Annotated in this window: 18 protein-coding genes and 1 tRNA gene; 11 read left to right on the top strand and 8 right to left on the bottom strand. The window is 71.2% G+C overall.

The window, feature by feature from the left end; all coding sequences use genetic code 11:
• Nucleotides 1-32 precede the first annotated feature (32 nt).
• The 6 genes from mfd to QHG49_RS20700 all read right to left on the bottom strand — a co-directional run bounded on the left by mfd (nt 33) and on the right by QHG49_RS20700 (nt 12616).
• The gene (mfd, locus tag QHG49_RS20725; RefSeq protein WP_301490640.1) at nt 33-3578 is read right to left on the bottom strand and encodes a transcription-repair coupling factor; all 3546 of its coding nucleotides are present in this window, start codon (nt 3576-3578) and stop codon (nt 33-35) included.
• 315 nt (nt 3579-3893) lie between these two features.
• A complete protein-coding gene (locus QHG49_RS20720; RefSeq protein WP_301490639.1) occupies nt 3894-6476 on the bottom strand; it encodes an ABC transporter permease in 2583 nt (860 codons plus the stop codon).
• Complete coding sequence (locus QHG49_RS20715) at nt 6473-7261, bottom strand: ABC transporter ATP-binding protein (protein ID WP_301490638.1); 789 nt, start codon at nt 7259-7261, stop codon at nt 6473-6475. Before QHG49_RS20715 ends, QHG49_RS20720 begins: the two co-directional genes overlap by 4 nt.
• A gap of 458 nt (nt 7262-7719) precedes the next feature.
• A complete protein-coding gene (locus QHG49_RS20710) occupies nt 7720-8592 on the bottom strand; it encodes a cellulose-binding protein (protein ID WP_159708261.1) in 873 nt (290 codons plus the stop codon).
• Nucleotides 8593-8760: 168 nt separating this feature from the next.
• Nucleotides 8761-11583 carry an SUKH-4 family immunity protein gene (locus tag QHG49_RS20705; RefSeq protein ID WP_301490637.1) on the bottom strand — a complete coding sequence of 941 codons (2823 nt, stop codon included), beginning with the start codon at nt 11581-11583 and terminating at the stop codon, nt 8761-8763.
• 10 nt (nt 11584-11593) lie between these two features.
• On the bottom strand, nt 11594-12616 hold the full coding sequence (locus QHG49_RS20700) for an SMI1/KNR4 family protein (protein ID WP_145490830.1): 1023 nt from the start codon (nt 12614-12616) through the stop codon (nt 11594-11596).
• A 285-nt stretch (nt 12617-12901) separates the two neighbouring features.
• On the opposite strand from QHG49_RS20700, the gene QHG49_RS20695 reads away from it, so the two are divergent.
• A complete protein-coding gene (locus QHG49_RS20695) occupies nt 12902-13414 on the top strand; it encodes a YwqJ-related putative deaminase (protein ID WP_301490636.1) in 513 nt (170 codons plus the stop codon).
• Nucleotides 13415-13463: 49 nt separating this feature from the next.
• Nucleotides 13464-13958, top strand: coding sequence for an SUKH-3 domain-containing protein (locus QHG49_RS20690; RefSeq protein ID WP_159702118.1), 495 nt, complete (start codon nt 13464-13466; stop codon nt 13956-13958).
• Nucleotides 13959-14289: 331 nt separating this feature from the next.
• Here QHG49_RS20690 and QHG49_RS20685 read toward each other — a convergent pair whose 3' ends face one another.
• A complete protein-coding gene (locus QHG49_RS20685; RefSeq protein ID WP_301490635.1) occupies nt 14290-15615 on the bottom strand; it encodes a sensor histidine kinase in 1326 nt (441 codons plus the stop codon).
• A gap of 166 nt (nt 15616-15781) precedes the next feature.
• On the opposite strand from QHG49_RS20685, the gene QHG49_RS20680 reads away from it, so the two are divergent.
• The 7 genes from QHG49_RS20680 (at nt 15782) to QHG49_RS20650 (ending at nt 21482) form a co-directional block, all read left to right on the top strand.
• Nucleotides 15782-16642, top strand: coding sequence for a hypothetical protein (locus QHG49_RS20680; protein ID WP_301490634.1), 861 nt, complete (start codon nt 15782-15784; stop codon nt 16640-16642).
• A 14-nt stretch (nt 16643-16656) separates the two neighbouring features.
• Nucleotides 16657-16732: transfer RNA gene (locus tag QHG49_RS20675), tRNA-Gln, on the top strand.
• 126 nt (nt 16733-16858) lie between these two features.
• On the top strand, nt 16859-18307 hold the full coding sequence (gene glmU, locus QHG49_RS20670; protein ID WP_145490820.1) for a bifunctional UDP-N-acetylglucosamine diphosphorylase/glucosamine-1-phosphate N-acetyltransferase GlmU: 1449 nt from the start codon (nt 16859-16861) through the stop codon (nt 18305-18307).
• Between the two features lie 155 nt (nt 18308-18462).
• On the top strand, nt 18463-19443 hold the full coding sequence (locus QHG49_RS20665) for a ribose-phosphate diphosphokinase (protein ID WP_046427674.1): 981 nt from the start codon (nt 18463-18465) through the stop codon (nt 19441-19443).
• A gap of 199 nt (nt 19444-19642) precedes the next feature.
• On the top strand, nt 19643-20242 hold the full coding sequence (locus QHG49_RS20660) for a 50S ribosomal protein L25/general stress protein Ctc (RefSeq protein WP_159702124.1): 600 nt from the start codon (nt 19643-19645) through the stop codon (nt 20240-20242).
• 75 nt (nt 20243-20317) lie between these two features.
• On the top strand, nt 20318-20920 hold the full coding sequence (gene pth, locus QHG49_RS20655; protein ID WP_301490633.1) for an aminoacyl-tRNA hydrolase: 603 nt from the start codon (nt 20318-20320) through the stop codon (nt 20918-20920).
• Nucleotides 20921-20972: 52 nt separating this feature from the next.
• Nucleotides 20973-21482: a hypothetical protein gene (locus QHG49_RS20650; protein ID WP_201300579.1), complete on the top strand. Its 510-nt coding sequence runs from the start codon at nt 20973-20975 to the stop codon at nt 21480-21482.
• A gap of 75 nt (nt 21483-21557) precedes the next feature.
• Here the strand turns inward: QHG49_RS20650 and ppc are convergent, their stop codons facing one another.
• Nucleotides 21558-24290, bottom strand: coding sequence for a phosphoenolpyruvate carboxylase (gene ppc / locus QHG49_RS20645; protein WP_301490632.1), 2733 nt, complete (start codon nt 24288-24290; stop codon nt 21558-21560).
• Between the two features lie 305 nt (nt 24291-24595).
• Here ppc and QHG49_RS20640 point away from each other — a divergent pair, with 305 nt between their 5' ends.
• Both QHG49_RS20640 and QHG49_RS20635 read left to right on the top strand, forming a co-directional pair.
• Nucleotides 24596-25603: a fatty acid desaturase gene (locus QHG49_RS20640; RefSeq protein WP_301490631.1), complete on the top strand. Its 1008-nt coding sequence runs from the start codon at nt 24596-24598 to the stop codon at nt 25601-25603.
• Nucleotides 25600-26283 (top strand): TetR/AcrR family transcriptional regulator, encoded by a 684-nt coding sequence (locus tag QHG49_RS20635; protein WP_085565118.1) that lies wholly within the window; start codon nt 25600-25602, stop codon nt 26281-26283. The genes QHG49_RS20640 and QHG49_RS20635 overlap by 4 nt, the downstream gene beginning before the upstream one ends.
• The last annotated feature ends 26 nt before the right edge of the window (nt 26284-26309 follow it).

Raw genomic sequence — 26309 nt, 5'->3', positions numbered from 1 at the left:
TGCGCCGGCTCACACCCGGGGTCCGGGCGGGGTCAGGATCCCAGCACCGAGGCCAGGAACTCCCCGACCCACGCCAGCAGTTCGCGCCCGACCAGCGGCTTGCCGCCCACCTTCGCGGTCTTCGGGCGGGGCACCAGCACCTGGTGCGCGGCCACCTTGACGACCGTACCGGGATACAGCCGCTTGAGGCGCAGCTCCTGCGACTCGCGCAGCTCGACGGGCGCGAAGCGGATGTTGGTGCCCTGAAGGACGATCTCGCCGACCCCGCAGGCCCGCGCGAGCATCCGCAGCCCGGCCACCAGCAGCAGGTTCTCCACCGGCTCGGGCAGCTTGCCGTAGCGGTCGGTGAGTTCCTCGCGGACGGCCCTGATGTCCTCCTCCGAGTTGGCGGAGGCGATGGCGCGGTAGGCCTGGAGGCGCAGCCGCTCGCCGGGCGCGTAGTCGTGCGGGACGTGCGCGTCGACGGGCAGCTCGATCTTGACCTCCAGCGGGGCCTCTTCCGCACCTCCCGCCGAAGGCTCCCCGGTCTCCAGCTGCCGCCGGTAGTCCGCGACCGCCTCACCGACCATGCGCACGTACAGATCGAAGCCGACGCCCGCGATGTGCCCGGACTGCTCGCCGCCGAGCAGATTGCCGGCGCCGCGGATCTCCAGGTCCTTCATCGCCACGTACATGCCCGCGCCCATCTCGGTGTGCTGGGCGATGGTCGCGAGCCGCTCGTGCGCGGTCTCGGTGAGCGGCTTCTCCGGCGGGTACAGGAAGTACGCGTACCCGCGCTCGCGGCCACGCCCGACCCGGCCGCGCAGCTGGTGCAGCTGGGACAGGCCGAAGGTGTCGCCGCGCTCCACGATCAGGGTGTTGGCGTTGGAGATGTCGATGCCGGACTCCACGATGGTGGTGGAGACCAGCACGTCGAACTTCTTCTCCCAGAAGTCGACCACGACCTGCTCCAGGGCCGCCTCCGACATCTGCCCGTGCGCGGTGGCGATACGGGCCTCGGGCACGATGTCGCGCAGCCGGGCGGCGGCGCGGTCGATGGACTCGACCCGGTTGTGGATGTAGAAGACCTGGCCCTCGCGCAGCAGTTCGCGCCGGATGGCGGCGCCGATCTGCTTCTCCTCGTACGGCCCCACGAAGGTGAGCACCGGGTGGCGCTCCTCGGGCGGGGTGGTGATGGTCGACATCTCGCGGATGCCGGTGACCGCCATCTCCAGGGTGCGCGGGATGGGGGTGGCGGACATGGTGAGCACGTCCACGTTGGCGCGCAGCTTCTTCAGCTGCTCCTTGTGCTCGACGCCGAAGCGCTGCTCCTCGTCCACGATGACCAGGCCCAGGTCCTTGAACTTGGTCTCGGAGGAGAACAGCCGGTGGGTGCCGATGACGACGTCCACCGAGCCCTCGCGCAGCCCCTCCAGAACGGCCTTGGCCTCGGTGTCGGTCTGGAACCGGGACAGCGCCTTCACGTTCACCGGGAACTGTCCGTACCGCTCGGAGAACGTCCCGAAGTGCTGCTGCACCAGCAGCGTCGTCGGCACCAGGACCGCGACCTGCTTGCCGTCCTGTACGGCCTTGAAGGCGGCCCGCACCGCGATCTCGGTCTTTCCGTAGCCGACGTCGCCGCAGACCAGGCGGTCCATGGGGATCGACTTCTCCATGTCGTCCTTGACCTCGGCGATGGTGGTGAGCTGGTCCGGGGTCTCGGCGTACGGGAAGGCGTCCTCCAGCTCACGCTGCCAGGGCGTGTCGGTGCCGAAGGCGTGGCCGGGGGCGGCCATGCGGGCACTGTAGAGCTTGATCAGGTCGGCCGCGATCTCCTTGACGGCCTTCTTGGCGCGCGCCTTGGTCTTCGTCCAGTCCGCGCCGCCCAGGCGGTGCAGGGTGGGCGCCTCGCCGCCGACGTACTTGGTGATCTGCTCCAGCTGGTCGGTGGGGATGTAGAGGCGGTCGCCGGGCTGGCCGCGCTTGGCGGGGGCGTACTCCACGACCAGGTACTCGCGGGTGGCGCCCTGCACGGTGCGCTGCACCATCTCGATGTAGCGGCCCACGCCGTGCTGTTCGTGGACGATGTAGTCGCCCGGCTCCAGGGTGAGCGGGTCGATGGTCTTGCGGCGGCGGGCCGGCATCCGGGCGCCGTCGCGGCTCGCGGTGCGCTGCCCGGACAGGTCGGTCTCGGTGAGCACGGCGAGCTTGAGCCCGGGGTCCACGAGGCCGTACTCGATCGAGCCGCAGGAGACATGCACGAGGGAGGGGCTCAGCTCACCGAGGTCGGTGTCCAGGCGGGCCGCGATGCCCTCGCCGCCGAGCACCTCGACGGTGCGGGAGGCCGGGCCGTGGCCCTCGGTGACGTACACCATGCGCCAGCCGTCGGCGAGCCAGCCCTTGGTGTCGGCGAGTGCCCGGGCGGTGTCGCCGCGGTAGGTGTCGGGCGCGTGCATGCCCAGCTTCAGGGTGCCCGCGTCCAGTTCCTCGTCGGCGGCGAAGGGCGAGACGGACCACCACATCATGTCCAGCTCGCGCGCCCGGTCGCGGACGTCGGCGATGGACCACAGGGAGGCCGCGCCGACGTCGATCGGCGCCTCGCCCCCGCCCGCGGTGGCCGCCCAGGACGCCTGGAGGAACTCCTGGCTGGTGGCCACCAGGTCGGCGGCCCGGGTACGGACCCGCTCCGGGTCGCAGACCACGGCCATCGATCCCTGGGGCAGCACGTCGAGGAGCAGCTCCATGTCGTCGACCAGGACGGGGGCGAGGGACTCCATGCCCTCGACCGCGATGCCCTCGGCGATCTTGTTCAGGAGTTCGCCCAGCTCCGGGTGCTCCTCGGCGAGCACCCGGGCGCGCTCGCGCACCTGGTCGGTGAGCAGCAGCTCACGGCAGGGCGGCGCCCACAGGCCGTGCTCGGCGACCTCCAGGGAGCGCTGGTCGGCAACCTTGAAGTAGCGGATCTCCTCGACGTCGTCGCCCCAGAACTCGATGCGCAGGGGGTGTTCCTCGGTGGGCGGGAACACGTCCAGGATGCCGCCGCGCACCGCGAACTCGCCGCGCTTCTCCACCAGCTCCACGCGGGCGTACGCGGCGGCGGCGAGAGCCTCCACGATCTCGTTCAGATCGGCGCTCTGACCGGTGCGCAGGGCCACCGGCTCCAGGTCACCGAGGCCCTTGACCTGCGGCTGGAGCACGGAGCGCACGGGCGCGACGACGACGGAGACCGGCCCGGTCTCGGGGTCGTCGGCGCGAGGGTGGGCGAGGCGGCGCAGCACGGCGAGGCGCCGGCCGACGGTGTCGCTGCGGGGGCTGAGGCGCTCGTGCGGCAGCGTCTCCCAGGAGGGGTACTCCACGACGCCCTCGGCGGGCAGCAGCGAGCGCAGCGCCGCGGCCAGGTCCTCCGCCTCGCGGCCGGTGGCCGTGACCGCGAGCACCGTACGGCCGCTCTCGCGGGCGAGGCCGGCGAGAGCGAAGGGGCGGGCGGCGGGGGGACCGACGAGGTCGACGTGCATACGGTTGCCGTCCGCGGCCGCCGTGATCGCTTCCGCGAGGGCGGGGTCCTTGACGATGGCGTCGAGCAGACCGTGCAGGCTCATGGGGCTTTCCGTCCAGGGTGGGCAACGCAAGCAGCCCGGCGCGGGGCGCGACCGGGGGTGTCCAGCGTACGACGCCGTCGAGGTTGGCGCCGGTGCCTGTGGACAACCCCGTTCCCCGTTGCCCCGCGTCCAGGTCACCCTCCCAGGGGGCTCCGCCCCCTGGACCCCCGGCCTATGCCCACCCACCACCCGACTCGGTCGGCCGAGAAGTGGACGGACAAAGCCCAGGCACCGAGAAGTCCCCCAGGACCCCTCGGTACCGGGTGCTCCCCCGCAACCCCCGTATGCGGTGGTCGTCGGCCGGGCCGGCGGTGGCTAGTCCGTGGCGATGGCGGTCAGGATGTTCATGCGGCCCGCGCGGAAGGCCGGGACGAGGGCGGCGAACAGGCCCACGAAGGCGGAGCCGATGAAGACGGCGGTGATCGTCGGCCAGGGGATGTCCAGGACGTTCAGCCCCTGGAGGGCGAGGAGCCGCTGGGCGGTCGCGCTCCAGCCCATGCCCAGGCCGAGGCCGAGCAGCGCGCCGAAGACGGCGATCACCACGGACTCCAGGCGGATCATGCGCCGCAGCTGGCGGCGGGACAGGCCGATGGCCCGCATCAGGCCGATCTCCCGGGTCCGCTCCACCACCGACAGGGCCAGGGTGTTCACCACACCGAGGACCGCGACGATGATCGCCAGGGCCAGCAGACCGTAGATCATGTTGAGCAGCTGGCCTATCTGGTCCTTGAGCACCTTCTTGTAGTCGGTCTGGTCGCGCACCGTCAGGGCCGGGTCGGCGTGCAGCGTCCGCTTCAGCGACGCGTAGGCGGCGGCCTGCTGCCCGTCCTCGGCGGTGGCGAAGACCAGCTGGTCCAGCGGCATCCTGCTCGCCGGAACGTACTTCGCGGCGGTCGCGATGGACGCGTACATCGCGCCCTTGTCGATCACGACGTCGTCGCTGGTGATGGCGCGGACCGTCAGCCTGGCGGACCCGCCGTCCTCGAAGCCGACCGTGACGGTGGAGCCGAGCCTGATGCCGTGTTCCTCGGCGAAGCCCTCGAAGACGGACATGGAGTCGGGCCGGTAGGCGTCGGCGAGGTCACCGGCGACCGTCTTGGTGCGCAGGTCATTCGCGTACGTGGCGTCGGCGGCGTTGATCGTCCGGTTCCTGGAGACCTTGCCGTCGGGCGTGCGCAGGGTGGCGTCGAGCAGTTTGTACTCGGTGACCCGCTCCAGGCCGGGCGTGGCCTTGATCCGCTGGACCATCTGCGGCTTGACGAAGGTGAACTCCTGGTCGCCCTGGATGATGAAGTCCGCGCCGACGGTCTTGTCCAGCTGGTCGGTGGCCGAGGCCACCATCGAGGAGCCGACCACGGACAGGCAGGCCACCAGGGCGAGGCCGATCATCAGGGCGGCGCCGGTGGCACCGGTGCGGCGCGGGTTGCGCAGTGCGTTGCGCTCCGCCATCCGACCGACCGGGCCGAAGACCCGCAGGATGATCGCGCCGAGGACGCGGACCACACCGCCGGCGAGCAGCGGGCCGATCACCACGAAGCCGACCAGGGTGAGCAGCACGCCGACGCCCAGCAGGCTCGACCCGGACGTGGCCTTGTCGGCGGTCGCGGCGGCGTACAGGCTCCAGCCGCCGGCGCCGGTGAGCACCAGTCCGAGCACGGCGCGCACGGCACCGGCCCTGGCGTCGCCCGGGGTGCCGGAGTCGCGCAGGGCGGCCATCGGGGAGACCTTGCCGGCCCGGCGGGCGGGCAGACAGGCCGCGAGGACGGTGACCACGACGCCCAGCAGCAGGCCGAGCGCGGGCGTGGTCCAGGTGATCGTCAGATCGTCCGTGGACAGGTCCATGCCCATGCCGCTCATGAGCTTCATCAGGCCGACCGCGATGCCGACGCCCGCGCCGACACCGAGCACGGAGCCGATCACACCGAGCAGCAGCGCCTCGATCAGCACGGAGCGGTTGACCTGCTTGCGGGAGGAGCCGATGGCGCGCATCAGGCCGATCTCGCGGGTGCGCTGGGCGACCAGCATGGAGAAAGTGTTGACGATCAGGAAGATGCCGACCAGGAAGGCGATCCCGGCGAAGCCGAGCATCGCGTACCTCATGACGTTCAGGAAGCTCTCGACGCTCTTCTGGTTGGCGTCGGCGACCTCCTTGGCGGTGCGCACCTTGTAGCCGTGGCCGAGGGCGGCCGTCACGTTCTTCTTCAGCTGGTCGTCCGTCACGCCCTTGGCGGCGGTGACATCGACGTCGGTGTAGACACCGGTGCGCCCGACCAGGGTCTGCTGGGCGGTCTTCGTGTCCAGGTAGAAGATCGCCGCGCCGGGGTTGGTGACCTTGAAGGCGGCGATGCCGGACACGCGGGCGTGGTGCGTGCCCACGACCGAGATCATGCCGATCTCGTCGCCCGGCCTCAGATGGTGCTTGGCGGCGGTGTCCTTGTCGACCATCACCTGGTCCGGGCCCTTGGGGGCGGTGCCGGTGGTGATCTCCATGGTGCGGGCGTCGTTGCCGTTCCAGCTGCCCACGATGGTCGGGGCGCCGCTGGTCGGGGACAGCTTGTCCTTCTTGGCGTCGATCACGGTCACCGAGGTGGAGAACACCGTGCCCTCGGCCGACCGCACGCCCGGCGTCCTGCGCACGGTCCCGACGACGGAGGCCGGCATGACCGGCGGCTTGCCGGTGCGGGAGGTGGTCTGGCCGGTGTCGGAGGAGCCCTGGGCGCTGACCGTGACGTCCGAGGCGGTCGCCTGGAACAGCTTGTCGAAGGTGGTGTCCATGGTGTCCGTGAACACCAGGGTGCCGCAGACGAAGGCGACGGACAGCAGGACCGCGACCGCCGAGAGCGCCATGCGGCCCTTGTGCGCGAAGAAGTTGCGCAGCGAGGTTCTGAGCACGGTCATGACGTGCGTCCCCGGGCGTCGAAGTCCTTCATGCGGTCCAGGACCTGATCGGCCGTCGGCTGGTGCATCTCGTCGACGATCCGGCCGTCGGCGAGATACAGCACCCGGTCCGCGTACGAGGCGGCGACCGGGTCGTGGGTCACCATGACGATGGTCTGGCCGAGTTCGTCCACCGAGCGGCGCAGGAAGCCCAGCACCTCGGCGCCCGCCCGCGAGTCCAGGTTTCCGGTCGGCTCGTCGCCGAAGATGATCTCCGGGCGGGCGGCGAGCGCGCGGGCCACGGCGACGCGCTGCTGCTGGCCGCCGGACAGCTGGGTCGGCCGGTGCTTGAGCCGCCCGGCGAGGCCGACGGTCTCCACGACCCGGTCCAGCCAGGCCCGGTCGGGCTTGCGGCCGGCTATGTCCATCGGAAGCGTGATGTTCTCCAGGGCGTTCAGCGTCGGCAGCAGGTTGAACGCCTGGAAGATGAAGCCGATCCGGTCCCGGCGCAGCCGGGTGAGCTTCTTGTCCTTCAGACCGGTGATCTCGGTCTCGGCCAGATGGATCTGACCGCTCGTCACGGTGTCCAGGCCCGCGAGGCAGTGCATCAGCGTGGACTTGCCGGACCCCGAGGGACCCATGATCGCGGTGAAGCGGCCTCTGGCGATGTCCACGTCGACGTGGTCCAGGGCGACGACACGGGTCTCCCCGGAGCCGTACGCCTTCACGACCTGCCGCGCCCGCGCGGCAACGGCCGTCAGCCCTCCAGTGCCCCCGTGCCTGGGAATGGTCACAGCCGTTGTCACGGTATGTCTCCTATATCGGTCGGCAGATGCGTGTGCGGTGCCCCGGTGCTCCGGTGCGTGCGGGTTGCGGTGCGTGCGGGTTGCGATGCGTGCGAGTTGCGATGCGTGCGGGTTGCGGCCACGTCCGTACGCGGTGCTGTCCGCGCCGTGCGTGGCCCCGGCCACTTCGATGAGTCTCGCGTCCCACGAGGGTGCGGCGCGCTGGTGCGGAGCCCCCTCTTCAGCAGGGGGAAAACCCCACCCCTCCGGTCGGGACGACCGCCCCCCAGCGGCGTAAAGCCAGAGTAAGGAACACCCCTGCCCCGGCTCGTCCTCCGCCGGGACGAGCCCTCCCCGACCCGTTGTACGGAGATACCCCTAGGGGACCCCCACCCCTGGATGGACCCGTTCTCAGGGTTCGTCTCCGCCCCGGGGCGGGTCCGCCCCCGCCCCCCCGTCGCCCCCTTCGCCCCCCGTCGCTACTCCACGGCCGCCTGGCCCGTCAGCGCCGTCAGCTTGCCGCGCACATGGTCCATGTGGGCCTGCACGTCGTCCCAGGCCGCGCTGTGTTCGCCCAGGACCCGTTCCGTCTCCTGGGCGATGCGCTCGGCGCGGGCATGGGCCTCGGCGACGATCGTGGCCGCGCGGGCGTGCGCCTCCTCCTCGCACCGGCGCCCGTACTCCTCCGCCTCCTCCAACGCCCGCTCCGCCGCGGCCGCCTCCGCCTCCGCGCGGGCCATCCGCTCGGCTTCGCGCGCGCCCAGGACCGCCGCCTCCCCGGTCTCCGCGCGCTCGGCACCGGCCCAGTGCTCGGCCCGTTCCCGGGACCGCTCGGCGAGCAGGTCGGCGGTGCGCCGCCGTACCTCGCGCAGCGCCTCCAGGGACTCCTTGCGCCCCTCCCGCACCGCGCGCCGCGCGCCGACACGGAGATCGTCGGCCTCCGCGCGGGCGGCGAGCAGGAGTTGGCGGGCGCGTTCGTCGGCCTCGGCACGCAGCGCGTCCGCGTCCTGCTGGGCGGCCAGGCGCACGCCCTCCGCGTCCGCCGCCGCCCGCGCGATCTCGTCACGCGCCTCGCACCGCGCGCGCTCCCGCAGTTGCCGCGCCTCCTCCAGCGCGAGCTGGAACAGCCGGCGGGCGCCGTCGTCGAGCGTGTCGTACTCCTGCGGCTGAAGCCGGGAGACCACCTCGCGCAGCCGCGCGGCCTCCGCCGCCATGTCCTTGGCCAGCACCGTCAGCCGCGCGGCACGCTCCCACGCGGCGTCCCGGTCCCCGGACAGCGCCTCCAGGTACGCCTCGACCTGCTCTGGGCGGTAACCGCGCCCCCGGCCGGTCGCGAAGCCGTTCGGCGGCATCCATGCGCAGCTCACCTCGGGAACCCCTCTCCGACGGACATGCACGACAGCAAGAGTTCGCGCACATCGTGACGGATCGGGCTTAACTGTTCATAACGCGACACTCCGCAGCCGTGTCACGGGCGGAGTGCCGCGTTCACCGTTCCCGGGGTGCTCCGGCGGGCCGGCCTACAGCAGCCCGTCCCACATCTGCTCCAGCAGCACCGACCACCAGCTCTCCGGCGAACCCAGCGCCGCCGGGTCCAACGCGGCCAGCTGCGCCTGGAAGTCGACGGTCCAGCGGCCCGCCTGCTCCTGGTTCAGCCCGTACCGCAGCCGCCACATCCGGCCCAGCAGCGCCAGAGCGCGCACGAACTCCGGCAGCCCGGTGTTCACGAACTGCGGCGGCACCGGCGCACCACCCGGACCGGCCTCCACCGGCACGGCCACGATGTGCGCCGTCCCGTACTGCACACACAGCGCCTTGCCGAAGTCCGTGCCCATCACCAGGTACGACCCCGCGTCCGGCGCGGGCCGCACCCCGCGCTCGGCCGCCAGCTCCGCCAGCGTCGGCACCGGACGGCCCGGCTGGGCCTGCGCCCAGAAGAACGGGCCCATGTCCACCGGCAGCCCGGCCACCACCAGGGTGTGCGCCACGACCGGCGGCACCCCCTGCCGGGACACCGCCTGCTGCTCGAACCGGAAGACCCCCGGCCCGAACGCCGCCGCCAGCTCCTGCCCGGCGACCTCCGGCGGCACCGGCGGTGCGACCTGCACCGGCGGCAACGGCGCACGCACCGGCGCGGGCCGCGCGGGACCGTCCGCCACCTGATGCAACTCACCCTGATGAGCGAGCAGCTGCCGCATCCCCTGCTGCCGGCTCGCGTGGTCCGTGCCGTACGGCGCGATGCTCGTGATCCGCGCCTGCGGCCACTGCTCCCGGATCATCCGCGCGCAGTAGGCACCCGGCAGCTCGCACGACTCCAGCTCCGTGTGCAGCTCCAGCACCTGGTCCGGCGGCACGTTCATCGAGCGCAGCTCATGGAAGATCTGCCACTCCGGATGCGGCGTACCCGGCGCCGAACGCCGGATCAGCTGCTGCTCCGAACCGTCCTGCGCCCGGTACCGCAGCACGGCCTGGTACCCCGGGCCCACCGTCGGCTGCCCGGCCTGCGGATACCCGTACGCCCCCGGCTGCCCCGGCACAGGGGCCGCCGTCCGGGCCGGGGGCATCGGCGACGGCGCACCGGGCACCCCCGGAGGCACACCGGGAGCACCGGGCATCGCGGGCGGCGGGGGCACACCGGGACCGCCCACGGGAGGCGCCGCCAGCATGGTCTCCGCCTGGTGTACGGCACCACGCGCACCCGGCGCCGCGGGGGCACCGGGCATACCGGGAGCGCCGGGAGGCTGCGGCGCACCGGGGACGGGGGGCACACCGGGGGCACCCGGAGCGCCGGGCGGGACCGGCATACCGGGGGCGCCCTGCGCACCAGGCGCGCCCGGCATCCCCGGGGCCGCCGGAGGCTGCGGGGCGCCGGGTCCCATCGGGCCGGGACCGGCCAGCATCGTGGCCGCGTGGTGTACGTCGCCCGGAGGCGTCGCGGGCGGCTCGGGGGCACCCGGCGCGCCGGGACCGCCCGCCGTACCGTCCTGCCCCTTTGAGCCCTCCAGGCCCTCCGGGTCGATCGCGGACACCAGACGCGTCGGCACGTACCCGCCCGGCGCGGGCGGCGGCGGCACACTCCCCGGACGCGCGCCCGGCACACCCGGGGCGCCCGGCGGCGGAGGCGGCGCGCCCACCCCGCCGCGCGCCTTCGTCGGCGGCGCGGCCTTGCTCGTCGCGGCGTCCGCGATGTCCCCGGCGTTCGGCGCGAGCGGACGCCCGGCCGCACCGGGACCGGCGGCCGGAACACCCGGACCGCCCGGAGCCCGCGGCGCGTCGGGGCCGCCCGGTGCCTGCGGATAACCCTGCGGCGAAACGGCCGGCGGCGGCGTGCTGCCCGGAGGCACCGGCGCACCGGGACCCTGCGGATGACCGTAGGCCGGGGCACCCGGCGGCGGGAGCGGCGTACTCCCCATCGGCGCGCCCGGCGCACCACCCGGAAGCGGCGCACCACCCGGAAGCGGTGCACCACCCGGCGCGTCCGGCAGATCCAGCGCCGGAGCGACCGCCGTGCGCGGCAACTGGCTGCCGCCCGACATCAGCGCCGTCTTCGCGTCCGGCACCGAGACCGGCGGCGGCACGTCCTCGTCGGAACCGCTCAGCGGCGGCGCGAACACCGTCGCGGGCAACGGCACCGAACGGTCGTCGTCCTCACCGGCACCCCCGTTCGTGTCCGTACCGGCCCAGGGGGTCGCCCCCACCGGCACATCGGCGGGAGCGGGAGAAGCCACGGGAGCGGCAGGGGCAGGGGCCGCGGGGGCGGCGGGAGCCGACGGAGGCCCGGCCTGCGTCCGCGCCAGGTCGCCCCCGGCCGGAACACCCGCCCCCTCCGACGCGCCCGAACCCGCGTCCCCGACGCCCTGCGACACACCCGAACCCGCGACCTCGGTGCCCTGCGACACACCCGGACCCGCGACCCCCGCCCCCGGCGAGGCACCGGAATCCGCGGCCGGCTGCCGCCGCTCCCCGATCCCCATCTTGTCCGCCGCCTCCTGCAACCACTCCGGAGGAGTCAGCAGGAACGACGTCTGATTCAGATCCAACCGCGCCGCCGCGGGCGCCGCCGCCGCCTCTTCGGGCCCGTCCGGACGGCCGTACTCCTCCTCGTACCGGCGGATCACCTCACCCACCGGCAACGCCGGCCACAACGTGGCCTCACCACTGTCCCGGGCGATCACCAGCCGCTGCGCACCCGCGTCCGACCGCGGCCCCTCCGCCCGGTCCTCGCCCCACACCACGAACCCCAGCTCGAACTCCCGCACCCGCACCTCACGGTGCTGATACGCGGGCACATCGCCGTTGATCCACTCCTCGGCGCGCTCCTGCGCCTGCGCGTACGTCACCATCGCCGTCAGCTCACTCCCCCACCGGGCCGGAAGACACCGGGACGACACGCGCGAAACCGCCGTCCACCATCAGATTCGCCACCGTCTCCAACTCCGGCGGATTACCCGCCAGCCGGGACAGGAACGCGTCGAAGTCATCACCGCACGGCAGCAGCAGACGCTCCACCCGCTCCGCCGGCGGCAACGACGGATCCACGTCCCGCACATCGTCGTACGCGCAGAACCACACCGAACCCAGCCGCTCGCCCCGCACCTTCACCGCGAGCAACCCGCCCTGCACGAACGACACCCCGAGATAGTCCTTCGTCAGGTGGTCGCGCAGACACTTGTTCACATAGACCAGATCATTGACCGCGGCCTCGTCCCGCACCGTGAAGAACGGCTGGTCCAGCAGCAACCCCAGCTCGGCCACCAGCGCCGTACCCACCGGAGCACAACCACCCGCCGCCTTCAGGAAGTCACGATAGGCACCCGGCAACCGGTACCCCAGATCCTCCTCGACGCCCTGCACCTGCGCCTCGGTCACCGCCACACCCGACTTCGGCAGACCGAAATGCGCCGGCCGCGTCTCCTGCAACGGCCGCGTGCCCCGCTTGCCGTGATCCACCGGAGCCGTCGCCACCCCACCGTGATGCCGCAGCAACGCCTTCACATCGACCGGGACCAACTCCAGACGCCGCGTACCCACCACGTGATGCCACGTCCAGCCGTGCGGCGTCGCCACATCCGGCACCGTGTCCCACCACTCGTGCCCCGCCGCCGCCAGCGCCGCGTTCGCCGACACATAGTCCGTCAGCCGCAACTCGTCGACGCCGAAACCCTCCGGCGGCTCCGCGATCTCCACCGCCACCCGCGCATACGGCGAGAAGTCCGGAAAACCCCGCTCGTCGACCCGCACCCCACCGGGATGACGCGCCGCCCGCACCGGATCCGGGAAATGCACGACCTGCCCCGCGTACGCCGCGTTCGGCGGCACGGCCTGTCCCCCCTGGCGGCCGGGAGGTGCCCCCAGCCCGAGCCGACCTGTCGTCATGGCGGTTGCCCCCTGAGGCGTTCACTAAGGCCTGAACGGCGGTGTCCATCGCGGATGCCGACAGCCTAAGCGGTACCCGAACCCCGGTCACCGGCCCACCGCGCCCCCGCGACACACACCACAACCACCACCCGCCACCCCCACCCCACCTCCGTGACCAGCCGTCACCCCACCGTGACCGACCCCACCCATCACGGGCGTGTCGCACCGCCCCAGCTTCCGCACGACCCACGGCATTTGGCACCCTGTGTCCTTCGGGGGACAGCCCGGGGAGGGAAAGCCAACATGAATACCTTGCACACCGGAGGTACCGACGTGCGCGCCGGCGACCCGCGCATCGACTGGAGCGGCACCGAAGCACCCACCGCACCCACCCTGCGACAACGCCGCGACGGCATCCTGCCCACCGTCGCCGCCGCCCTCTCCGTCCACGGCACCACCCTCACCGGCACCGCCGCCCGCAGCGAGGAACCCCCCACCCTGCACCCCCTCGTCCAGGACTTCCTGGACACCCTCCCCAGCGCCCAACGCGACCGCTTCACCGGCCGCTGCGCCGAGACCATCCTCATCTCCCGGCACCTCGCCGCCGCCGACGCCACCCGCAGCAAACGCGCCTCCCGCAGACCCATGACCAACGGCGAAGCCCGCAAAGCCCTCAAACACGCCAAACTCACCGCCCGCCGCATACGCGAGGACGGCGACCCCCTGCACGGCAGCTTCGCCACCCCCTGCCGCGCATGCAGCGCCCTCACCTCACACTTCGGCGTCCGCGTCGTCGACCCCGCCAGCAACGACTGACCACGCGGACACCCCGCACCACCCCGTCAGCACGACGAACGAAGGGCCGATGCACGCCGACCGCACCTCCACCACGCGCTTCTCCGTCCCCGTCGACGCCGCCCTGCGCGCCGCCGGCTGGCAACCCGGACGCTGGGACATAAAACAGGCCGAGATCTGGGCCGACACCCTGCGCGAACACACCTCACCCGCCGGACACCGGCACACCGTCTTCCCCGCCGCCGTCGAGGCCTGGGCCGAATTCGGCGGACTGCACATCGCCCCCGGCGGCAGCGGACGCCAGATCGCCCCCGCCACCCTCCACCTCGACCCCCTGCACGGCCGCCACCTCGCCCGCACCCTCGGCGACCTCGGCCGCGCCCTCGGCACCGAACTCTGCCCCCTCGGCACCGAGACCGACACCGCCGCCGCCCTCGCCATCGACACCGAAGGCCGCGTCTACGCCCTCGACCACACCGGCGACTGGTACCTCGGCCCCGACATCGACCACGCCCTGGCCACCCTCGTCACCGGAACAGAACCGGCACGGCTCACGGCCGGATGACCCACAGGGGGCCGGAGGGCCGGGGATCCGGGAGGACCGGGGATCCGGGAGGACCGGGGGCCCGGAAGGCCGGGGATCCGGAAGGCCGGGGATCCGGAAGGCCGGGGATCCGGAAGGCCGGGGATCCGGAAGGCCGGGGATCCGGAAGGCCGGGGATCCGGAAGGCCGGGGATCCGGAAGGCCGGGGATCCGGAAGGCCGGGGATCCGGAAGGCCGGGGATCCGGAAGGCCGGGGATCCGGAAGGCCGGGGATCCGGAAGGCCGGGGATCCGGAGGGCCAGAGGCCCAGAGGCCCCGTCCGGGGATCCGAGGTCTCCCGGGAAACCCCGCCCTACACCGCCGGAATCACCGCCGACACCCGGAAACCCCCCGCATCCGTCGGACCCGACACGAACACCCCGCCCAACGCCAGCACCCGCTCCCGCATCCCCAGCAGACCATTGCCCCCCGACGGCAGACCCGCCGCCGACGCCGAGCCCGGCTCCACCGGCGGCTCGTTCTCCACCTGCATCGCGATCTCCGACACCCGATGCGCCAACCGCACATGCGTCTTCGCCCCCGCCGCATGCTTGTGCACATTCGTCAGCGCCTCCTGCACCACCCGGTACGCCGTCTGCTCCACCTCCGCCGCGTACGACCGCGCCTCCCCCTGCACCGAAAACTCCACCACCATCCCCGCCGCCGCGGACTGCCCCACCAACTCCTCCAGCTCCGACAGACACGGCCCCTCACCGGCCTCCTCGACCACCCGCGAAGCAGCGGCGGCAGCCGCGGCAGCCGCCTCACCCACCGCCGCCAACGGCACCCCCACCGGACGCCGGCCCGCGACCTGATCCCCCTCCCCCGCCCGCAACACCCCGAGCATCTCCCGCAACTCCGTCAACGCCTGCCGCCCCATGTCCCCCACCAGCGCCGCATTGCGCACCGCCTTCTCCGGATCCTTCCGCGCCACCGCCTGCAACGCCGCCGCGTGCACCACCATCAGACTCACCCGGTGCGCCACCACGTCGTGCATCTCCCGCGCGATCCGCGTCCGCTCCTCACCCCGCGCCCACTCGGCACGCTCCTCGGCACGCTCCGCGAGCAGCTGAAGCTCCCGCTCCAGACTGTCCGCCCGCTCCCGCAGACTCTCCATCAACCGCCGCCGCGCCCCCACGTACAACCCCAGCAGCACCGGCGGAGCCGTCAGCCCCAGCGCCGTCGCCACCGCGGCGAACGGCACGAACCAGTCACCGAGCGTCAGATCGCCCCGCGCCATGTCCTGCCGCACCCGTACGAACGTCACCACCGCCGTGCCCGCCAGCGACATCCCCGCCAGCGCACCGATCACCCGGCGCGGCACCTCGGCGGCGGCCAGCGTGTACAGGCCGACGATGCCCAGCAGGAAACCCATCTGCGCCGGGGTCACCGCGATCGCCACCAGCACGACGGCGACCGGCCACTTGCGCCGCACCAGCAGCACGGATCCGGCCACGAGGCCGAACAGAACACCCGCGAGGACCGGGATCCCCGCGTCCCGGGCGAAACCGATCCCCTCCGCGCCGCACTCCAGCGCGGACGCCAGCGCCAGCGCGCCGTCGAACACCGCGCTGCGCCGGCGCGGCCACCACCATGGGCCGGTCAGCCCCCTGGTGTGCTCTTCCCCCGTCATGGTCATGCGTCCAGCCTACGGGCGACGCGCGCGGCTTTTCCGGTGACTTTCACCTACCTCCACACACCACACTCCGTGACCGACCCGTGTCGAAACCTCCCCCTATCCCTCGAACTGGTGAACCCTCCGTGTTCGACCCCGGAATGGCTCATTCCGCCTGGACGGTATGCCCATGGCACATACGCACGGCAAATACGCCGACTTCGAGGGCCTGCGGGAACAGGCGGTGGCGCTGCGGCGGGCGGGGCACAGCCTCCGCCAGATCCGCGACCGGCTGAAGATCTTCAACAACGACCTCCTCAACCAACTGGTCAAGGGCGAGCCCCCGCCCGCCTGGACGAAGCGCCCGAACGCCAAGGACGACCTCCGGGAACGGGCCAGGGAGCTGCGGCGCCAGGGCTGGACCTACGACCGGATCGAGGCGGAACTGGGCTGCTCCCGCAGTTCGGTGTCGCTGTGGGTGCGAGACCTGCCGAGGCCCGAGCCCCGGTACACGCCGGAGGAGCAGCACGCGCTCATGCGGGAGGGCCTCGCACAGCACCGGGCTGTCGAGCGCGGGAAGCGTGAGGAGTCCAAGGTCTCCGCGCTGCGGGAGATCGGAGAACTGACCGACCGCGAGCTCTTCACGGCGGGAATCGCGCTGTACTGGGCGGAGGGCTCGAAGAGCAAGCCGTACGACCGCCGCGAACGCGCGGTGTTCGTCAACAGCGACCCCGGCGTGATCAAGACTTACCTGGCCTGGCTGGACCTGCTGGGTGTGGACCGCGGTCGCCTGTCCTTCCGGCTGCTCATCCACGAGTCCGCTGATGTCGAGGCAGCCCATCGTCACTGGGCGGGGATCGTCGACGCGGACGCCTCCGTTTTCGCGAAGCCGACCCTCAAGAAGCACAACCCCAGGACGGTCCGCAAGAACACCGGGGACGACTACCACGGATGCCTGGTAGTCGTGGTGGCCCGAAGCGCCCATCTGTACAACCGAATCGAGGGCTGGTGGACCGGAATCGTGGCCCAGGCCGACGAACGTCTCGGGTAAGGTCTGAACCGCTGTCCCCCGTGGTGTAACTGGCAGCACACTGGTTTTTGGTACCAGCAGGACAAGGTTCGAATCCTTGCGGGGGAGCCACAGCGCACAAGACCCACGTTCGGGCCCTGACCGGCAAACCGCCCCGTCAGGGCCCGCCCCCATATCCCTCAAACCCCGCCCCGGTATCCTGCGGCTGTTCCCACCCTCAGAGCCGAAGGGCAAACCGTGAGTGCCATCCGCCCGGCAGCCGTCGTCGTTCTCGCAGCGGGTGAGGGCACCCGTATGAAGTCGGCCACACCCAAGGTGCTGCACCAGATCTGCGGCCGCTCCCTGGTGGGCCATGTGCTCGCCGCCGCCCGCGAGTTGAAGCCCGAGAACCTGGTCGTCGTCGTCGGCCACGCCCGTGAGCAGGTCACCGCGCATCTGACGGAGACCGACCCGGCCGTCCGCACCGCCGTGCAGGAGCAGCAGAACGGCACCGGACACGCCGTACGGATGGGCCTGGAGGAGCTGGGCGGCGATGTCACCGGCACCGTCGTCGTGGTCTGCGGCGACACCCCGCTGCTGACCGCCGACACCCTGCGCGCGCTCGCCGAGACCCATCACGCCGACGGCAACGCCGTGACCGTGCTGACCGCCGAGGTCCCGGACGCCACCGGGTACGGCCGGATCGTGCGGGACGCGGCCTCGGGCGCGGTGACCGCGATCGTGGAGCACAAGGACGCGAGCGCGGAGCAGCGGGCGATCCTGGAGATCAACAGCGGGGTGTTCGCGTTCGACGGGCGGCTGCTGGCGGACGCGTTGACGAAGGTGCGCAAGAACAACAGCCAGGGCGAGGAGTACCTGACCGATGTGCTGGGGATCCTGCGCGAGGCCGGGCACCGGGTCGGGGCGTCGGTTGCGGGTGATCACCGGGAGATCGCGGGGATCAACAACCGGGTGCAGCTGGCGGAGGCGCGCCGGATCCTGAACGACCGGCTGCTGACGCTGGCGATGCTGGACGGTGTGACCGTGGTGGATCCGGCGACCACGTGGGTGGACGTGACGGTGACGTTCGAGCGGGACGCGGTGGTGCATCCGGGTACGCAGCTGTCCGGTGCGACGCATCTCGGGGAGGGCGCGGAGGTCGGTCCCAACAGCCGGCTGAAGGACACCAAGGTGGGCGCGGGGGCGCGGGTGGACAACACGGTGGCGGACGGGGCCGTGGTGGGTGCGCAGGCGAGTGTGGGGCCGTACGCGTATCTGCGTCCGGGGACGCGGCTCGGTGCGAAGGGCAAGATCGGGACGTACGTCGAGACGAAGAACGCGCGGATCGGTGAGGGCACGAAGGTGCCGCATCTGTCGTACGTGGGGGATGCGACGATCGGTGAGGGCACGAACATCGGTGCGGCGAGTGTGTTCGTGAACTACGACGGGCAGGACAAGCATCACACGACGATCGGGTCGCATTGCCGTACGGGTTCGGACAACATGTTTGTGGCACCTGTCACGGTGGGGGACGGGGCGTACACCGCCGCCGGGTCCGTGATCACGAAGGATGTGCCGCCCGGTTCGCTGGCCGTGGCCCGTGGTCAGCAGCGGAATATCGAGGGTTGGGTGGCTCGGAAGCGGCCGGGGAGTGCGGCGGCGAGGGCTGCCGAGGACGCTTCCCGGCAGGGCAGGAACGAGGACTGACCGGAAACGAGTGCGTCAAAGTCGGCGTACCGTGATAAGTGCACATCCGCACGTGTGCACCCGCACCCTTACCAGCTGTTTCGGTCTCTCACGCTCGGACGGGAGGCCGGTCGAGACGTCGGCTGGGTTGAGACAACCTCTGAGGAGACAGTGCTGTGACCGGGATCAAGACGACCGGCGAGAAGAAGATGATGTTCTTCTCCGGCCGCGCCCACCCCGAGCTTGCCGAGGAGGTCGCCCAGCAGCTGGGTGTCGGGGTCGTCCCGACGAAGGCCTTCGATTTCGCCAACGGTGAGATCTACGTTCGTTACCAGGAGTCGGCCCGTGGTGCGGACTGCTTCCTGATCCAGAGCCACACGGCTCCGATCAACAAGTGGATCATGGAGCAGTTGATCATGATCGACGCGTTGAAGCGCGCGTCGGCCCGCTCCATCACGGTGATCGTGCCGTTCTACGGTTACGCCCGTCAGGACAAGAAGCACCGGGGTCGTGAACCGATCTCGGCGCGTCTGATCGCGGATCTGATGAAGACGGCGGGTGCCGACCGGATTCTGACGGTGGATCTGCACACGGATCAGATCCAGGGCTTCTTCGACGGTCCGGTGGACCATCTCTTCGCGCTGCCGCTGCTGGCGGACTACGTGGGTGAGCAGGTGGACCGGAACAAGCTGACGGTGGTGTCGCCGGACGCGGGCCGGGTGCGGGTGGCGGACCGTTGGTGCGACCGGCTGGGCGCGCCGCTGGCGATCGTGCACAAGCGGCGTGACAAGGACGTGGCGAACCAGGTGACCGTCCACGAGGTCGTGGGTGAGGTCGAGGGTCGCGTGTGTGTGCTGGTGGACGACATGATCGACACCGGTGGCACGATCTGCGCGGCCGCGGACGCGTTGTTCGCGCACGGTGCGGAGGATGTCATCGTGACGGCGACGCACGGTGTGCTGTCGGGTCCGGCGGCGGACCGGCTGAAGAACTCCCGGGTGAGTGAGTTCGTGTTCACGAACACGCTGCCGACGCCGGCGGAGCTGGGCCGGGAGCAGGACAAGATCACGGTGCTGTCGATCGCTCCGACGATCGCGCGTGCGGTGCGTGAGGTGTTCGAGGATGGTTCGGTGACCAGCCTCTTCGACGAGCAGTGAGGTTTCTTCAGGCGGCCTTTCGCGGCTAGTTGAAGATCCTTTTGGTACGGCCTCCGGGTCCGGGTAAGCTTCTGGAGTTGCTCGGCGAGGGAGGCCGTACGCGTGCGTACGGCGGTCCGTTATCGACGCGCTCTTCGTAGCAGGCCGTTCGTGGCCGGGTGACCACGTCCGTTCCTAGTTACTACGAGGAGTGATCCACATGTCCGAGGTGAAGATCGCCGCCGAGTCCCGCACCGAGTTCGGCAAGGGTGCGGCCCGCCGCATCCGCCGTGACAACAAGGTCCCGGGTGTTCTGTACGGCCACGGTTCCGACCCGGTGCACCTGACCCTGCCGGGTCACGAGCTGCTGCTGGCGCTGCGTACGCCGAACGTCCTGATCTCCCTGGACATCGACGGCAAGACCAACGAGCTGGCGATCCCGAAGTCGGTCGTGCGCGACCCGCTGAAGGGCTTCCTGGAGCACGTCGACCTGCTGCTGGTCAAGCGCGGCGAGAAGGTCAACGTCGAGATTCCGGTGCACACCGAGGGCGAGCTGGCCCCGGGTGGCAACCTGCTGGAGCACGTCCTGTCCGCGCTGCCGGTCGAGGCCGAGGCCACGCACATCCCGGAGTCGGTCACCGTCTCCGTGGCGGGCCTGGAGGCCGGTGCCTCCGTCCACGCCAAGGACATCAAGCTCCCCAGCGGTGTCTCGCTGGCCGTCGAGGACGACGCCGTCGTTCTCCAGGTCCTCCAGGCCCAGGCCGAGGAGACCGAGGGCGAAGAGGCCGCGGCCGAGGGCGACGAGGCTGCCGAGGCCTGATCCTCGCCCCGTCATCATCTGTTCAGCCGCCGCTCTCCCTCGCGGGGAGCGGCGGCTGGCGCGTATCAAGGAGACATGGACGTGACCACCCCCGCCAATGAGCCCTGGTTGGTTGTCGGGCTCGGGAATCCTGGGTCGGAGTACGCGATGAACCGGCACAACGTCGGTTTCATGGTGGTGGATCTGCTCGCGCAGCGGATCGGGGGGAAGTTCAAGCGGGCGGGGAAGGCGCAGGCGCAGGTGCTGGAGGGCCGGATCGGGCCCGCGGGTCCTGCCGGTCGCCGGGTGATCCTGGCGAAGCCGACGTCGTACATGAATCTGTCCGGTGGCCCGGTGAACGCGCTGAAGGACTTCTACAAGGTGCCGGTGGCGAACATCGTGGCCGTGCACGACGAGCTGGACATCGACTACGGCACGCTGCGGCTGAAGCTGGGCGGCGGGGACAACGGGCACAACGGTCTGAAGTCGATGACGAAGGCGATGGGCGCGGAGTACCACCGGGTCCGGTTCGGGATCGGTCGTCCTCCGGGCCGGATGCCGGTGGCGGATTTCGTGCTGAAGGACTTCTCCGCCGCGGAGCGCAAGGAGCTGGACTACTTCGTGGACCGTGCGGCGGACGCGGTGGAGGCTCTGGTGATCGAGGGGCTTGAGCGGGCGCAGGGCACGTACAACTCCTGACTTGTACGGCTTTGCCGACGGGCCGAGTTGACCGGTCGTAGGGGTATGGCCAATGATCCCGGCCATGTCTCCCACCGGCGGTCGTTCCGCTCGTCAGGCGTCCGTGTCCGCGTTGTGGTTCGGGCGGGTCGCGGTGATGGGCGCGCTCGCCGCGTTGATCGTGTTCGCGGGGGTGTGGGGTTCCTGGGGGAACGCCCAGCATGTGCTGCTGACCAAGGGCCGCGAGCAGGGCACGGTGAGGGTGACCGCCTGCTCGGGCGGCAGGTGCAGCGGTGCGTTCACGCCGACGTCGGCGGGGGCGCGGGCGCGGGCGCGGGTGGAGATCGCGGAGCCGGTCGCGGTGCGTGCGGGGCGGACGTACGAGGTGGTGCTGAAGCCGGGTGGTTCGGACGCGCTGCGTTCGGGTTCGGCGGGGATCCTCTACGCGTGGGTGCCGCTGGGCGGTGCGTTGCTGCTGGCCTCGGTGGTGGTCGCGGGCGGGATGCGGCTGCGGCGGTTGGCGTGGGGGCTGGGGCTGGCGGGTCTCGGTCTGCTGACGGCGGCGTTCGTCGCGGTGCAGTGAGCCATGAGTGGACAGTGGACATGGGGGTGCCCCCGGGGTCGTACGACCCCGGGGGCACCCCCATGTGGCGTCGGGTCAGCCGGTGTTGCGCAGGCCGGCCGCCACGCCGTTGACGGTGAGGAGCAGGGCGCGGGAGAGCAGCGGGTCGGGTTCGCCGCCGGTGGCGGCCTCGTCGCGCTGGCGCTTGAGCAGGGCGACCTGGAGGTAGGAGATGGGGTCCAGGTAGGCGTCGCGGATGGTGAAGGTCTGCTTGAGGGCGGGCTGGGCGTCGAGGAGTTCGGTGCCGCCGGTGATGCGCAGGACCTCGCGGACGGTGAGTTCGTGTTCGGCCTTGATGGTGTCGAACACGTGCTTGAGTTCGTCGGGGACGAGGGTGTCGACGTAGTGCTGGGCGATCCGCAGGTCGGTCTTGGCGAGGGTCATCTCGACGTTGGACACGAAGTTGCGGAAGAAGTGCCACTGTTCGTGCATCTCGTCGAGGACGCCGTCGAGGCCGGCCTCGCGCAGGGCCTTGAGTCCGGAGCCGACGCCGAACCAGCCGGGGACGATCTGCCGGGACTGGGTCCAGCCGAACACCCAGGGGATGGCGCGCAGTCCGTCGAGTGAGACGCCCGAGCCGGGGCGGCGGGAGGGCCGCGAGCCGAGGTGCAGGTCGGCGAGCTGGTCGACCGGTGTGGAGGCGAGGAAGTACGTCGGCAGGTCGGGGTCCTCGACGAGTCCGCGGTAGGCGGCGTGGGCGGCGTCGGAGACGACGTCCATGGCCGCGTCCCAGCGGGCGAGGGCCTCGTCGGACTGGCGGGGCGCGGTGTGCAGGGCGGATGCCTGGAGGGTGGCGGCGACCGTCAGTTCCAGGTTCTCCCGGGCCAGGGAGGGGATCAGGTACTTGTCGGAGATGACCTCGCCCTGTTCGGTGACCTTGATCTCGCCCTCCAGGGTGCCCCAGGGCTGGGCGAGGATGGCGTCGTGGGAGGGGCCGCCGCCGCGGCCGACGGTGCCGCCGCGGCCGTGGAAGAGGCGCAGTCGCACGCCGTAGCGGTGGGCGACGTCGCGCAGCCGGCGCTGGGCGCGGTGGATCTCCCACTGGCTGGTGGTGATGCCGCCGAACTTGGAGGAGTCGGAGTAGCCGAGCATGACCTCCTGGACGTCGCCGCGCAGTGCGACCAGGCGCCGGTAGGAGGGGTCGGAGAGCATGTCCTCCAGGATGGTGTCGGCGGCGCGCAGTTCGTCGGTGGTCTCCAGGAGGGGGACGATGCCGATCTTGGCCCAGCCGGCGTGCAGGTCGAGGAGTCCGGCCTCGCGGGCGAGGACGGCGGCGGCGAAGACGTCGTCGGCGCCCTGGCACATGGAGATGATGTAGGACTCGATGACCTCGGGTCCGAAGACGTCGAGGGCCTTCTTGACGGTGCCGAAGACGCCGAGGGTCTTGGCGCCGGCGGCGTCGACGGGGGCCGGGGTGGGGGCGAGCGGCCGGCGGGAGCGCAGTTCCTTGGCGAGGAGCTTGGTGCGGTACTCGCGGGGCATGTCGGCGTAGCGCCAGGATTCCTCGCCGAGTCGGTCGAACATCTGGCCGAGGGCGTGGTGGTGGGCGTCGGCGTGTTCGCGGACGTCCATGGTGGCGAGCTGGAGGCCGAAGGCGGCGAGGGTGCGGATGGTGCGGGAGAGGCGGCCGTCGGCGAAGAGGGCGCCGCGGTGGCGGCGCAGGGATTCCTGGATGAGGCGGAGGTCGGCGAGGAGTTCGGCGGTGCCGAGGTAGTCGCGGCCGTCCTCGTGGGTGGTGCCCTTGGCGAGGCGCTGCTTGGTGTTCTCCAGCTTCTGCCGGATGCAGGTGGCCTTGAGGCGGTAGGGCTCCTCGGCGTTGAGGCGCTTGTAGCGGGGGCTGATCTCGGGGAGCAGGTCGAGGTCGGCGCGCAGGGAGTCGAGGAGTTCCTCGGTGGCTCCGGTGTAGCGGATGGAGTTGGAGAGGAGTCCGCGCAGTTCGTCGATCATCTCCAGGGCGTCGTTGATGCCGTGTTCGTGCTGGAGGATGAGGACGTCCCAGGTGACCTGGGGGGTGACGTTGGGGTTGCCGTCGCGGTCGCCGCCGATCCAGGTGCCGAAGGTGAGGGGGCGGGTCTCGTCGGGCAGGTGGACGCCGACGCGCTCCAGTTCGGCGGTGAGGTCCTCCAGGACGTCGCCGACGGCGTCGGCGTGGAGTTCGTCGAGGTAGTAGATGGCGTTGCGGGCCTCGTCGGCGGGTTCGGGGCGTACGACGCGCAGTTCGTCGGTCTGCCAGACCAGGTCGATGTTCTCGGCGAGGCGGGTGTCGTGGCGGCGGCGGTCGGAGTCCAGGACGGGGGTGTCCAGGAGGGCCGCGATGCGCCGGAGCTTGTTGAGGACGGAGCGGCGGGCCGCCTCGGTGGGGTGGGCGGTGAAGACGGGCCGGACGTTGAGGTGGCGGACGGTGGACCGCAGGTGTTCGGGGTCGGCGTCCTTGAGGCGGTCGGCCGTACGGGCGATGAGGCCGCCCTCGGCGGCGCGCCTGGCGCGCAGTTCGCGGCCTCGGTGGACCTGTTCGGTGATGTTGGCGAGGTGGAAGTAGGTGGAGAAGGCGCGCACGAGCTTGGCGGCGGTCTCCAGTTCGGTGCCGCGCAGCAGCTCGGCGGCGGCCTCGCCGTCCTCGCGGGTGAGGCGGCGGACCTTCTCGACCAGTTCGAGGAGCTCGGGGCCCTCCTGCCGTACGAGGGTCTCGCCGAGGAGATCACCCAGGCGGCGGATGTCGGCGCGCAGCTCGGTGCTCGTCGTGGTGGTCTGGTCGTCGGCACTGCTCACAGGTACGGCTCCTTGCAGTGTTGAAGCGTCTCGGGGAGGTACCCGGCCGTCTGCCGCGCGGCCTGTGCCGCATACGGGCCGGAGCGTCCGGGAAGGAAACTTCAGCGGACCGCGCTGTCCGACCGATTCCAAGGATAGGTGTCGATGGGGACGCGCAGGATCTCAGGGCTCTTGCCGCCGCTCGACACGCTGCCATACTTACGATGCCGTAGGTTACGGAGCCGTAGGGATGTACGGACTCCCCGCGTCCGGTTCCGCAGGCCCGGCACACCCACCCCCGACCCTCGACCCCACAGGGGACGCGCATGACCTCACATTCCGATGTGATCGAAGAAGCCCGCGAGGCCACCGGCACTCCCCCTCCGCTGGCCACGCTGGGCGGTGAGAAGAAGCGGTCGATCGAGCAGATCACGCTGCTGCTGTTCATCACCGTTCCGTTCCTGGCGCTGGTGGCCGCGGTGCCGCTGGCCTGGGGCTGGGGGGTGAGCTGGCTCGATGTGGGCCTGCTGGTGTTCTTCTACTACCTGGGGTGCCACGGCATCACCATCGGTTTCCACCGCTACTTCACCCACGGTTCGTTCAAGGCGAAGCGGCCGCTGCGGATCGCGCTGGCGATCATGGGGTCGCTGGCGGTGGAGGGGCCGCTGGTGCGCTGGGTGGCGGATCACCGCAAGCACCACAAGTTCTCCGACGCGGAGGGTGATCCGCACTCCCCGTGGAAGTACGGCGAGTCGGTTCCGGCGTTGCTGAAGGGCCTGTGGTGGGCGCACATCGGCTGGATGTTCGACGAGGAGCAGACGTCTCAGGAGAAGTACGCGCCGGATCTGGTCAAGGATCCGGCGCTGCGGGCGATCTCCCGGCAGTTCGTGCTGTGGACGGCGCTGTCCCTGCTGCTGCCGGCGCTGATCGGCGGTCTGGTGACGATGTCCTGGTGGGGCGCGTTCACCGCGTTCTTCTGGGGTTCACTCGTGCGGGTGGCGCTGCTGCATCATGTGACGTGGTCGATCAACTCGATCTGTCACGCGGTGGGCAAGCGGCCGTTCAAGTCGCGGGACCGTTCGGGCAATGTGTGGTGGCTGGCGGTGCTGTCCTGCGGCGAGTCCTGGCACAACCTGCACCATGCGGACCCGACGTCGGCGCGGCACGGGGTGATGCGCGGGCAGATCGATTCCTCGGCCCGGTTCATCCGGATCTTCGAGCAGCTGGGGTGGGCGTACGACGTGCGCTGGCCGTCACGCTCGCGTATCGATTCGCGCCGTAACGACGCGGATGGCGGCTCCCGGCGCCGGAAGGGGACGGCCGAGGCGGCATGATTGACGCCGTGGCGACCGATTCCAGCAGCAGTCCAGGAACTGACAAAGACAAGCAGCGGCGGACGCGCCGGACCCGTATGACCGGTGCCGAGCGCCGTCAGCAGTTGCTGGAGATCGGTCGCACGCTCTTCGCGGCGAAGGGGTTCGAGGGCACCTCGGTGGAGGAGATCGCGGCGAAGGCCGGGGTCTCCAAGCCGGTGGTGTACGAGCACTTCGGCGGCAAGGAGGGGCTGTACGCGGTGGTGGTCGACCGCGAGATGCGGCGCCTGCTCGACATGGTGACCGGGTCGCTGACGGCCGGGCATCCGCGTGAGCTGTGCGAGCAGGCGGCGTTCGCGCTGCTCGACTACATCGAGGAGTACACGGACGGTTTCCGTATCCTCGTGCGCGATTCGCCGATCCCGCAGTCGACGGGGTCGTTCGCGTCGCTGATCTCGGACATCGCCACGCAGGTGGAGGACATCCTGGGCCGCGAGTTCAAGTCCCGCGGCTTCGACCCCAAGCTGGCCCCGCTGTACGCGCAGGCCCTGGTCGGCATGGTCGCCCTGACCGGCCAGTGGTGGCTGGACGTGCGCCGCCCGAAGAAGGCGGAGGTGGCGGCGCATCTGGTGAACCTGGCGTGGCACGGCCTGGACGGGCTGGAGCAGCGACCGCGGCTGATAGGCCACCGGAAGAGCTGAGGCCCACCGGAAAAGGTGACACTAGT

Source organism: Streptomyces sp. WP-1 (assembly GCF_030450125.1).
Classification (GTDB): Bacteria; Actinomycetota; Actinomycetes; order Streptomycetales; family Streptomycetaceae; genus Streptomyces; species Streptomyces incarnatus.
Note: the sequence above shows the minus strand (reverse complement) of the source record. Positions and strands in the feature narration are given on the sequence as shown.